Consider the following 11320-nt stretch of genomic DNA (forward strand, 5'->3'; position numbering starts at 1 on the left):
GCGAGTGCTTTGGTGAACAAGACCGGATACTTTACCCACCGCGACTGCTGGAAACACGAAATGGGCGCGGGTCACCCCGAATGCCCCGAGCGGCTGGACGCGATTGAAGACCGTCTGCTGACCAGTGGCGTGGGCGACGCGCTGGACCGCCGTGAAGCGCCGGAGGCACCGATCACCGATATTGAACTGGCGCACGGCCGCATGCATGTGGCCGCGCTGCGCGGCTTGACCGACGGTCTGCGCGAAGAAATAGCCGCTGGCGGTCCGAAGCACGCCCAGATTGACCCGGACACGTCCATCAATATGCACACTTGGGACGCCGCCCTGCGCGCCGCCGGGGCCGCGCTGGCAGCCACCGACGCGGTGATGGCCGGCGAAATGGAGAATGCCTTTTGCGCGGTGCGCCCGCCCGGTCACCACGCCTGCCGCGACAAGGCCATGGGCTTTTGTTTCTTCAATAACGTGGCCATTGCCGCACGCTATGCCCTGGAGCGCCATGGTCTCAAACGGGTCGCCATCGTGGATTTTGATGTGCACCATGGCAACGGCACGGAAAATATCATCGCTGGCGACCAGCGGGTTCTGATGGTGAGCTTCTTTCAGCACCCTTTTTATCCCGAAGGCGGTGTGCGCTCGCACGCCAGCAACCTGGTGAATATGCCGGTGCCGGCCTATACCAAGGGTCCGCACGTGCGCGAGCTGATTGAGGCCCATTGGCTGCCACGCCTGGAAGCCTACCGGCCGGAGATGATCTTCATCAGTGCGGGCTTCGACGCCCACCGCGATGACGACATGGGTCAGATGGGTCTGACGGAGCTGGACTACACCTGGATCACCCAGCGCATCAAGGATGTGGCGCTGCGCCACGCCAAGGGGCGCATCGTGTCGTGCCTCGAAGGCGGCTACAACCTGGATGCCCTGGCGCGCAGCGTGGAAGCGCATATTCGCGTGCTGGCGGATCTCTGATGGCATCTTTCAGCCATGTTCCCGCCCCGCAGCCGATCGATGACCTGGAAGGATGGCTGTCGGCGCTGACCCAGCCCACGGTATTGCTGGAGTTGCTCTCGCTGGCGGTGTGCGTGGGCTTGGCCTGGGGGCTGGTCCGATTGCTGCGCAGGGCGTTGGGACAGCAGGATGAGCGCTCCATCTGGTTTGGCCGCCGCGAAGTGGATGGTGTCTTGTTTCCGCTCGTATTGCTGTGTCTGGGATATGGCGCGCGGGCCTTGCTGGACCGATACATCGCGATAGCGGCTTTCAGGGTCGCCATTCCGGTGCTGGTTTCCCTGGTGGTCATCCGTGTCGGCGTCAATGTGTTGAGGGCTGCGTTCACCCAGGCGCGCTGGGCCCGCACCCTGGAGCACACCATTTCCTGGGTGGCCTGGCTGGCGATGGTGCTGTGGGTCAGTGGCTTGCTGCCAGTCATTCTGAATGAGCTGGACCAGATTACCTGGAAGGTGGGAGGGAGCACCCTGTCAGTGCGTACCCTGATTGAAGGTCTGCTCACGGCGGGTGCCGTGCTCATCATCACCCTCTGGATCTCTTCTGCGTTCGAGACCCGCCTGCTGCGGTCGGCCACCGGCGGCGAGTTGTCGTTGCGCAAGGCGGTGAGCAACGCCACGCGCGCGCTGCTGATGTTTGTCGGGCTGATGCTGGCCTTGACGGCGGTGGGAATAGACCTGACCGCCCTGTCCGTATTGGGGGGTGCGATCGGCGTAGGAATCGGCTTTGGTCTGCAAAAATTAGCGGCCAATTACATCAGCGGCTTTGTCATCCTGGCCGAACGCAGCATGCGCATCGGTGACAACGTGCGGGTCGATGGATTTGAAGGGCGGATCACGGACATCAAGGCACGCTACACCGTCATACGCTCGTTGGTGGGGCGGGAGTCCATTGTCCCCAATGAACTGTTGATCACCAGCCGCGTCGAGAATTTGTCGTTGGCGGATACGCAGATTTGGCAATCGACGGTCGTGTCCATTGGCTACGACAGCAACGTGGAGCTGGTGATGAAGTTGCTGCTGGATGCAGCTCTTGCGCAGGAGCGTGTTTTGCGTGACCCCGCACCGGCAGTAACCCTGTCTGCCTTTGGTGCGGATGGCCTTGAAATGACGGTTGGGTATTGGCTTGGCGACCCCGAGAATGGTCAGGGAAACCTCAAGTCGCTCGTGAACCTGGCTATCCTGGCGGCGCTGCGTGCCCACAATATCGAGATTCCCTTTCCGCAAAGGGTCATCTACAACCGCTGAACATGGGTGACACCACGTTGCACCCTTCTGATTTGTGCCGGTATAATTCAAAAAAAGCACGGTCGTTCTTTTTTGTGTTTTATGCAGAGTTTGCGTGCAGTCAGCTTCCTGGAGCTTGCTGCCGCATAGAATCGCTGAGTTGACGTGTACGTCAAGTCAGACAATCCAATTTATAACTATCTGGAGTGGCAGTAATGAAAGTCCTGGTACCCGTTAAGCGTGTGGTCGATTACAACGTGAAGGTTCGAGTCAAGTCGGACGGCAGCGGTGTGGATATCGCCAACGTCAAGATGAGCATGAACCCCTTTGACGAGATCGCCGTGGAAGAGGCGGTGCGCCTGCGGGAAAAGGGCGTGGTCACCGAGGTCATCGCAGTGTCCTGCGGCGTGGCCCAATGCCAGGAAACCCTGCGCACGGCCATGGCCATTGGTGCGGACCGTGCCATTCTGGTGGAAACCACCGAAGAACTGCAGCCCCTGGCGGTCGCCAAATTGCTCAAGGCACTGGTCGACAAGGAGCAGCCCGGCCTGATCATTCTGGGCAAGCAAGCCATTGATGATGACTGCAACCAGACCGGCCAGATGCTGGCGGCGTTGACCGATCTGCCCCAGGCAACATTTGCCAGCAAGGTGGAAATCGTCGACGGCAAGGCTGTGGTGACCCGTGAAGTCGATGGCGGTTCCGAGACCCTGTCGCTGAGCATTCCCGCTGTCATTACCACCGACTTGCGCCTGAATGAGCCGCGTTATGTGACGCTGCCCAACATCATGAAGGCCAAGAAGAAGCAGCTCGACACCTTCACCCCCGAAGCACTGGGCGTGGATGTCACTCCCCGCATCAAGACACTCAAAGTGGTCGAGCCACCCAAGCGCAGCGCGGGTATCAAGGTGCCCGATGTGGCTACGCTGGTGGAAAAACTGAAGAATGTTGCAAAGGTAATCTGACCATGACCGCTCTCGTAATTGCAGAACACGACAACGCATCCATCAAGGGTGCCACCCTCAACACCGTCACTGCCGCGCTCCAGTGTGGCGGCGACGTGCATGTGCTGGTAGCGGGCTCCAATGCAGCCGCCGCTGCCGCTGCCGCAGCGCAAATTGTCGGCGTCAGCAAAGTGCTGCATGCTGACGGGGAAGGCTTCGCCCACGGACTGGCCGAAAACGTGACCGCCCAGGTGGTGGCCGTTGCTGCCAGCTACAGCCACATCCTGTTCCCGGCTACCGCTTCGGGCAAGAACGTGGCGCCCCGCGTTGCCGCCAAGCTGGATGTAGGCCAGATTTCCGATATCACCAAAGTGGAAAGCCCCGACACGTTTGAGCGCCCCATCTACGCCGGCAACGCCATGGCGACTGTGCAAAGCCTGGACGCCACCAAGGTCGTGACCGTGCGCACCACCGGTTTTGATCCTGCGGCAGCCACCGGCGGTAGCGCCGCAGTGGAAACGCTGGCAGCGGTCGGCGCCAGCGCCCAATCGGCATTCATGGGATCCGAAATTGCCAAGAACGACCGCCCCGAGTTGACGGCCGCCAAGATCATCGTGTCCGGTGGTCGTGCGCTGGGTTCCAGCGAAAAGTTCATGGACGTCATGACGCCCCTGGCCGACAAGCTCGGTGCAGCATTGGGTGCATCCCGCGCTGCGGTGGACGCCGGTTATGCGCCCAACGACTGGCAAGTGGGACAGACCGGCAAGATCGTGGCCCCCCAGTTGTACGTGGCCGTCGGTATCAGCGGTGCCATCCAGCACTTGGCTGGCATGAAGGACAGCAAGGTCATCGTGGCCATCAACAAGGACCCTGAGGCACCGATTTTCAGCGTGGCCGATTACGGCCTGGAAGCTGACTTGTTTGTGGCAGTGCCTGAACTGATCGCAGCACTCTGACGCAGACGATAAAAAGGGCATCGCTTGCGATGCCCTTTTTTTTCGTGTTCTTGCTGCACACTGTGCACGACTGATTGAACAACGCCCCCGCTATTTAACGCCTTTCTCCGGAGTATCCCCATGAGCTACATCGCCCCCGTCAAAGACATGCTGTTCAATATTCAGCATCTGGCCCAGATTGACCAGATCGCACACATTCCGGGCTTTGAAGATGCCGGTCTCGATACCGCGCAAGCCGTTCTGGAAGAGGCGGCCAAATTCAACGAAGGCGTGCTGGCCCCCCTGAACTGGGAGGGCGACAAAAACCCATCGAGCTGGAAGGATGGCGTGGTCACCGCCACACCCGGCTTCAAGGAAGCATTCAAGCAATTCACCGACGCAGGCTGGCAGGGTTTGCAGCATCCCGCCGATTTTGGCGGCCAGGGCCTGCCCAAGACGATTGGATCTGCCGTGGGGGAGATGCAAAACTCCGCCAACATGAGCTTTGCGCTGTGCCCGCTGCTGAGCGATGGCGCCATTGAAGCCTTGCTGACCGCAGGGTCGGACGAACTCAAGGCCACCTATCTGGAGAACCTGGTGAGCGGTAAATGGACCGGTACCATGAACCTGACCGAGCCACAGGCTGGCAGCGATCTGGCAGCCGTGCGCACGCGTGCCGAACCCCAGCCAGACGGCACCTATAAAGTGTTTGGCACCAAAATCTACATCACCTGGGGTGAGCACGATATGGCCGAGAACATCGTCCACCTGGTGCTGGCCCGCGTGCAGGGCGCGCCGGAGGGGGTGAAGGGCATCAGCCTGTTCGTGGTCCCGAAATTCATGGTCAACACCGATGGTTCTCTGGGTGCCCGCAACGATGTGCACTGCGTGAGCATTGAGCACAAGATGGGGATCAAGGCCAGCCCGACGGCGGTGCTGCAGTATGGCGACCATGGCGGTGCCGTGGGTTACCTGGTCGGTCAGGAAAACCGGGGTCTGGAGTACATGTTCATCATGATGAACGCCGCGCGCTACGGTGTGGGCGTGCAGGGCATTGCCATCGCCGAGCGCGCTTACCAGACAGCCGTTCGGTTTGCCAAAGACCGCGTGCAAAGCCGCCCGGTGGATGGCTCCATTGCCGCCAGCGCGCCCATCATTCACCATCCCGATGTGCGCCGCATGCTGATGACGATGCGTGCCTATGTGGAAGGCTGCCGTGCCATGGCCAGCGTGGCGGCTTCGGCCTACGACGCTGCCCACCACCATCCGGACGCCGCGGTGCGTAAACCCAACCAGGCGTTCTATGAATTTCTGGTGCCGCTTATCAAGGGCTACAGCACCGAGATGAGCCTGGAAGTGGCCTCGCTCGCCGTGCAGGTGCACGGCGGTATGGGATTCATTGAAGAAACCGGCGTGGCCCAGTATTACCGCGACGCCAAGATCCTGACCATTTACGAAGGCACTACCGCCATCCAGGCCAATGACCTGGTGGGTCGCAAGACCGCGCGCGACGGTGGTCAGACCGCCAAGGGCATTGCTGCACAAATTGAAACCACTGAAGCGGCCTTGCTGGCCAGTGGAACCCCTGACGCGCTGGGTATGGCCAAACGCCTGAAAGCGGCACGTGAAGCATTTGTCGATGTGGTCAATTTCGTGGCTGGCAACACGAAAGCAAGCCCCAATGCGGTGTTTGCTGGCAGCGTGCCCTATCTCATGCTCGCCGGCAATGTCATGGCGGGTTGGCAAATGGCGCGCGCCCTGCTGGTTGCGCAGGAGCAACTGGCCGCTGGTAGCGATGTCGCCTTCATGCAAGCCAAGATCACCACCGCCCGCTTCTATGCGGACCATCTGCTGAGCAAGGCCCCCGGCATGCGTGACAGCATTGTCGAAGGTGCCGACAGCGTGACTGCGCTGGCACTCGAATCATTCTGAGCAGGAGACACCATGTCCAAATTACCTGCACCTCTTGATCATTTGCCGTTCCCGGTCATCGGCTCACCGCTGTTCATCATCAGCACCCCCAAACTGGTCATTGCCCAGTGCATTGCCGGTGTGGTGGGCGCCATGCCCGCGCTCAACGCCCGCCCGGCCGAGCAGTTGGAAGAATGGCTGATTGAAATCACCGAAACACTGGCTGCCTACAACAAGGCGAACCCCGACAAGCCCGCTGCCCCGTTTGCCATCAACCAGATCGTGCACAAGAGCAACGACCGCCTGGAGCACGATATGGCCATGTGCGTGAAGTACAAGGTCCCCATCATCATCACCAGCCTGGGTGCGCGCGAAGAGATCAACGCCGCTGCGCACAGCTATGGCGGCGTGGTGCTGCATGACGTCATCAACAACAAGCATGCCCACAAGGCGATTGAAAAGGGCGCGGATGGCCTGATCGCCGTGGCGGCAGGCGCTGGCGGCCATGCCGGCGTGAAGAGCCCCTTCGCACTGATTCAGGAGATTCGCCAGTGGTTTGACGGCCCGGTCGCGTTGAGTGGCTCCATCGCCACCGGCGCAGCGGTGCTGGCTGCGCAGGCCATGGGTGCCGACTTTGCCTACATCGGTTCGGCTTTCATTGCGACTGAAGAAGCCCGTGCGGTGGACGCTTACAAGCAGGCCATCGTCGATGCAGATTCGGATGAAATCGTTTACAGCAACCTGTTCACCGGAGTGCACGGTAACTACCTGGCTCCCAGTATCCGAGCGGCCGGTCTGGACCCCGCCAATCTGCCCGAGAGTGACCCGAGCAAAATGAATTTTGGTGGCAACTCAGTCAAAGCGTGGAAAGAAATCTGGGGCTGTGGACAGGGCATCGGCGCCATTACGAAGGTGCAAACCACCGCGGACTTTGTGGCTCAGCTCAAACGGCAGTATGCAGAGGCCAAAGCCGGCTTGATGGCGAAAAATTACGCCTGATTGGCCTCTAGCCCCCGCAGAATATGCGTAGGCAGCTATTTAATTGATAGCGTCAGACTGGGTGGGAATAATTGCCTAGCTTGACCTGGGGTCCAAGCGGCATATTTGCCCATCACCGTCTGGTAGCTTTCAGAGTGCTCAAATGCAGCCAGCCAGGCTTGTAGCGCAGGCCACCGCTGGCCGGCAAACCAGGTGGGGTCGGTGTGCGCAAACTGCCGCACAAAAGGCGCAATGGCGGCGTCTGCCAGACCGGTGCGCTCACCGTGCAAATATGCAGTTTCCGTGAGTTGCTGATTCAGCACATCCACAAAGTTTGCGCCTAACGCCCGGTGGCCAAGCCCATCCGGCAGCGCGTACCGATGGGGGTACTTGTACCGGTCCAGGTTGTGTTTAAAGCCAGCGTCGCATTGTGCGATGAGACCCAGGGCGACTTCCAGATCAACCGCGTTTGCGGGCAACCAATGCTGTGGATCATTGCAGCGCAAAGCCCACAGCATGATGTCCAGGCTTTGCTCCAGCACCGCGCCATGGGGCAGCACCAGCACAGGCACCGTTCCTTTGGGTGACGCTTGCAGCAGTTCAGCAGGCTTGCTGGCCAGCACCACTTCACGCAAGTCACAGACCTGTTCGCCCGCCGCCAGCGCCAACCGGGCGCGCATGGCGAAGGGGCAACGCCTAAAGGAATACAGAACCGGGTAGGAGTCTGTCATCAGGTCGCCGCAGGCTTGGGAAACTGGGCTCCAATGTGGACCTGGTTGCGTGCCTTGGCCAGCTCCCATTGACGCTGGCGTTCACGCGCACTGTTTTTCTGGACTTCCGATGTCGATCCATGGCAGCGGGGGCAACTCACACCGGCTTCATACAGGGGTGAGTCCTGCGCTCCCGCTTCGAGGGGTTGCCGGCACGCACGGCACAGGCCGTGGTGGCCGGGTACCAGGCCGTGGCCGACTGACACACGTTCGTCAAAGACAAAGCATTCTCCAGACCACTGACTTTGCTCGGGTAGTACCGTTTCCAGGTATTTGAGGATGCCGCCTTCCAGGTGGTAGACCTCGTCATAACCACGGGCGCGCATGAGCGCCGTGGATTTTTCGCAGCGAATACCGCCAGTGCAAAACATGGCTACTTTGGGTTTTTTGCCCGCCTCCCCATGCAGCTCTGGCCGATGCGCCACCCAATCGGGCAACTCGGAAAAGCTTTTGATATGCGGGTTGATGGCCCCCGTGAAGGTGCCAAGCGCCACTTCGTAGTCGTTGCGCGTGTCAACCAGCACCACATCCGGGTCGGCGATCAGGGCATTCCAGTCGGCCGACTTGACGTAGGTTCCTGCCATGTGGGTGGGGCTGATGCCAAGCACGCCCATTGTGACAATTTCCTTTTTCAGGCGCACTTTCATGCGATGGAAAGGCGCTTTGTCGGAAAAGGACTCCTTGTGTTGCAGGTCAGCCAGAAGCGGGTCTTGCCGCAGAGCGGCCAGCACAGAACGCACGTCGTCCGGCGCGCCGGCAATCGTGCTGTTGATGCCTTCGCGGGCCAGCAGAATCAGGCCTTTGACATGGTGCTGCTGGCACAAGGCGAGCAAGGGGTCCTTGCGCAGTTCGAAGTCGGGCAGGTCAACAAATTTATAAAAGGCAGCGGTTAAAAATGGGGTGGCAGACATGCCTCCATTGTGCCTTTCAGCAAGGCCACGTGGAGCCTTGTTCCGGTACCAGGGCCCTCCAGCCCAGATCGCGCTTGATGCGCGCGCGCAGGGCATCAGAGGCCTGCATCTCGCCATGCACCACGTAGACCTGATCCGGGCTGTGCGGCATGCTGCGCAGCCACTGCATCAGTTGCTCCGCATCGGCATGCGCCGAAGCAGATTCCAGTTGAACCACTTCCGCATTGACTTCCACGTCGTGCCCATGGATGCGGACCGATTTGGCCTTGCTTGCCAGGGTGGCACCCCGGGTACCAGGCGCCTGGTATCCGGTCAGAATGATCATATTGCGGTGGTTGCCCGCACGCTGCTCGATGTGATGCAACACCCGGCCGCCCGTGGCCATGCCGCTTGCCGAAAGGATCACCATGGGCCCATGTCGCGACGCAAGAGCCTTGGATTCCTCGGGGCTGTTGATCATGGTTGCAGTGCGGGTCAGCGCATGCGCTTCTTTCGCGGTCAGTCGATGCTCCCCCAAATGGTGCTCAAAAAGGTGGGTCGTGTGTACGGCCATCGGACTGTCCAGAAACACGGGTAGCGACCGCGGTATCTCGCCGCGGTCTTTGAGTTGCGAAATCGCATGCAACAAGGCCTGCGCCCGCCCCACGGCAAATACCGGCACGACTGCCACGCCACCTCGCCCAGCCAGCTTGTGCAACGCAGGCCCCAGCTCGGCTAGCAAATTTTCAGCAGGATGCAGACGGTCTCCGTAAGTGGATTCAATCAATACCGTGTCCGCCGACGGTGGCCGGTCAGGCGGGAACATGAGGGAGTCGTCTGGTCTGCCCAGGTCGCCAGAGAAAAGGATACGCCGGCCCGCCACTTCCAGCAGCACGCTCGACGCGCCCAGAATGTGGCCCGCAGAACTGAACGTGATGCGCCAGCCGGGAATAGGCTGGAATGTCTTTCCCATGTCTACCGCTTTAATCAGGGGCAGGCAGTCCAGGGCATCTTGCCGGGTGTAGAGGGGCAGGGCGGGGGCATGCTTGGAAAAGCCGTGGCGGTTGGCAAACGCAGCATCCTCTTCCTGGATGTGGCCACTGTCAGGCAGCAGGATCTTGCACAGCGCCTGGGTGCCCGGCGATGCATAGACGTGGCCAGAAAACCCCTCTTTGACCAGAAGCGGCAAATAGCCACTGTGATCCAGGTGGGCATGGGTCAGGACTACGGCGTCGACAACATGGGGTGCAATCGGTAGTGGTGCCCAGTTGCGCAAACGCAGCTGCTTGTAGCCCTGGAACAACCCACAATCCACCAGCAGGCTGCGCCCGTCGTGGCGAATCAGATATTTGGAGCCGGTGACCGTGTCCGCTCCGCCCAGAAATGTGATGGTGACGCTCATACGGTGACTCCGTGTTCCTGGCGGCGTAATACATACGGGACAAAAAAATGCCGCTGGGCCATTTATAGACCGTAGCGGCATGATTTGGATGAAGCCATCCTCACATGTTGATGTGCATCAAGTAAAGAGGCTCTTGAGGCGGTCCGCCCAGCTATCACCGGAAGGTGAGTGTTTGCTGCCCCCCTTTTTGAACGACTCGTCGAGTTCACGCAGCAAACGGCGCTGGTGTTCCGTGAGTTTGACGGGCGTTTCTATGGCAATGTGGCAGTACAGATCGCCGGGGTAGCTGGCCCGCACACCCTTGATGCCTTTGCCGCGCAGCCTGAACTGCTTGCCCGTTTGGGTACCTTCCGGGATGTCAATGGCGGCCTTTCCTGCCAGGGTGGGCACATCGATTTCTCCCCCCAGCGCGGCTGTCACCATGCTGATGGGCACGGAGCAATGCAGGTCGTCGCCATCACGCTCAAAAATATCGTGCTTCTTGAGGCGGATCTCGATGTACAGGTCACCTGCGGGTCCGCCGTTGGTGCCAGGCTCGCCATTGCCCGCGCTGCGTATGCGCATGCCGCCGTCAATTCCGCTGGGGATTTTGACTTCCAGTGTTTTCTGCTTCTTGACTCTGCCTTGACCATGGCAGGCAGTGCAAGGCTCGGGAATCACTTTGCCGGTGCCGCGACACGTGGGACAGGTCTGCTGCACACTGAAAAATCCTTGGCGCATCTGCACCGAGCCAGAACCTGTGCAGGTGGTGCAAGTTTTGGCCTGGGTGCCGGGTTTGGCACCGCTGCCGTGGCAAATTTCGCAGGAATCCCAGCTTGGAATCCGAATCTGGGCATCCTTGCCACGTGCCGCCTCTTCCAGCGTGATGTCCATGGCGTAACTCAGATCTGCGCCGCGGAACACCTGGCGCCCACCACCACCAGGCCGGCCGCGCTGCTGGCCAAACATGTCACCAAAAATGTCGCCAAAGGCTTCAGCGAAGCCTCCGTAGCCCTCACCACCGGCGCCGCCACGCATGTTGGGGTCCACGCCGGCGTGGCCATGCTGGTCATAGGCCGCGCGCTTCTGCGGGTCCGACAGCATTTCGTAGGCTTCCTTGGCTTCCTTGAATTTTTCCTCGGCTACTTTGCCGGGCTCTCCCTGATTGCGGTCAGGGTGGTGCTTCATCGCAAGTTTGCGATAAGACTTTTTGATATCTTCGTCGGAGGCATTTTTGGGAACGCCAAGAATCTCGTAAAAATCTCTTTTAGCCATGGTTGCCAGAC

At 60.2% G+C, this 11320-nt stretch carries 10 protein-coding genes; 6 read left to right on the forward strand and 4 right to left on the reverse strand.

The window, feature by feature from the left end:
* Positions 1-12: 12 nt before the first annotated feature.
* The 6 genes from AC097W_RS03305 to AC097W_RS03330 all read left to right on the forward strand — a co-directional run bounded on the left by AC097W_RS03305 (position 13) and on the right by AC097W_RS03330 (position 7014).
* Positions 13-966 (forward strand): histone deacetylase family protein, encoded by a 954-nt coding sequence (locus tag AC097W_RS03305; protein WP_479600889.1) that lies wholly within the window; start codon positions 13-15, stop codon positions 964-966.
* The gene (locus AC097W_RS03310) at positions 966-2246 is read left to right on the forward strand and encodes a mechanosensitive ion channel family protein (protein WP_479600890.1); all 1281 of its coding nucleotides are present in this window, start codon (positions 966-968) and stop codon (positions 2244-2246) included. Before AC097W_RS03305 ends, AC097W_RS03310 begins: the two co-directional genes overlap by 1 nt.
* Before the next feature lie 194 nt (positions 2247-2440).
* Entirely contained in the window at positions 2441-3190 is a 750-nt protein-coding gene (locus AC097W_RS03315; RefSeq protein WP_479600891.1) for an electron transfer flavoprotein subunit beta/FixA family protein, read from the forward strand.
* A gap of 2 nt (positions 3191-3192) precedes the next feature.
* Entirely contained in the window at positions 3193-4125 is a 933-nt protein-coding gene (locus AC097W_RS03320) for an electron transfer flavoprotein subunit alpha/FixB family protein (RefSeq protein ID WP_479600892.1), read from the forward strand.
* Positions 4126-4245: 120 nt separating this feature from the next.
* Positions 4246-6036 carry an acyl-CoA dehydrogenase gene (locus AC097W_RS03325; protein WP_479600893.1) on the forward strand — a complete coding sequence of 597 codons (1791 nt, stop codon included), beginning with the start codon at positions 4246-4248 and terminating at the stop codon, positions 6034-6036.
* 12 nt (positions 6037-6048) lie between these two features.
* A complete protein-coding gene (locus tag AC097W_RS03330; protein WP_479600894.1) occupies positions 6049-7014 on the forward strand; it encodes an NAD(P)H-dependent flavin oxidoreductase in 966 nt (321 codons plus the stop codon).
* A 35-nt stretch (positions 7015-7049) separates the two neighbouring features.
* Here AC097W_RS03330 and AC097W_RS03335 read toward each other — a convergent pair whose 3' ends face one another.
* From AC097W_RS03335 to dnaJ, 4 genes are all read right to left on the reverse strand, one after another.
* The gene (locus AC097W_RS03335) at positions 7050-7724 is read right to left on the reverse strand and encodes a glutathione S-transferase (RefSeq protein WP_479600895.1); all 675 of its coding nucleotides are present in this window, start codon (positions 7722-7724) and stop codon (positions 7050-7052) included.
* Positions 7724-8674, reverse strand: a complete 951-nt coding sequence (gene trhO, locus AC097W_RS03340; RefSeq protein WP_479600896.1) for an oxygen-dependent tRNA uridine(34) hydroxylase TrhO — start codon at positions 8672-8674, stop codon at positions 7724-7726. Before trhO ends, AC097W_RS03335 begins: the two co-directional genes overlap by 1 nt.
* A 16-nt stretch (positions 8675-8690) precedes the next feature.
* Complete coding sequence (locus AC097W_RS03345) at positions 8691-10055, reverse strand: MBL fold metallo-hydrolase RNA specificity domain-containing protein (RefSeq protein WP_479600897.1); 1365 nt, start codon at positions 10053-10055, stop codon at positions 8691-8693.
* A gap of 117 nt (positions 10056-10172) precedes the next feature.
* Positions 10173-11309 carry a molecular chaperone DnaJ gene (dnaJ, locus tag AC097W_RS03350; protein WP_479600898.1) on the reverse strand — a complete coding sequence of 379 codons (1137 nt, stop codon included), beginning with the start codon at positions 11307-11309 and terminating at the stop codon, positions 10173-10175.
* Positions 11310-11320 lie beyond the last annotated feature (11 nt).

The sequence above is a fragment of the Rhodoferax sp. GT1R46 genome (genome assembly GCF_056521285.1).

Bases quoted from the DNA above. Each gene is read 5' to 3' on its own strand.
- AC097W_RS03310 (WP_479600890.1), top strand. From the start codon at position 966: ATGGCATCTTTCAGCCATGTTCCCGCCCCGCAGCCGATCGATGACCTG.
- AC097W_RS03315 (WP_479600891.1), top strand. From the start codon at position 2,441: ATGAAAGTCCTGGTACCCGTTAAGCGTGTGGTCGATTACAACGTGAAG.
- trhO (WP_479600896.1), bottom strand. From the start codon at position 8,674: ATGTCTGCCACCCCATTTTTAACCGCTGCCTTTTATAAATTTGTTGAC.
- AC097W_RS03320 (WP_479600892.1), top strand. From the start codon at position 3,193: ATGACCGCTCTCGTAATTGCAGAACACGACAACGCATCCATCAAGGGT.
- AC097W_RS03335 (WP_479600895.1), bottom strand. From the start codon at position 7,724: ATGACAGACTCCTACCCGGTTCTGTATTCCTTTAGGCGTTGCCCCTTC.
- AC097W_RS03325 (WP_479600893.1), top strand. From the start codon at position 4,246: ATGAGCTACATCGCCCCCGTCAAAGACATGCTGTTCAATATTCAGCAT.
- AC097W_RS03345 (WP_479600897.1), bottom strand. From the start codon at position 10,055: ATGAGCGTCACCATCACATTTCTGGGCGGAGCGGACACGGTCACCGGC.
- AC097W_RS03330 (WP_479600894.1), top strand. From the start codon at position 6,049: ATGTCCAAATTACCTGCACCTCTTGATCATTTGCCGTTCCCGGTCATC.
- dnaJ (WP_479600898.1), bottom strand. From the start codon at position 11,309: ATGGCTAAAAGAGATTTTTACGAGATTCTTGGCGTTCCCAAAAATGCC.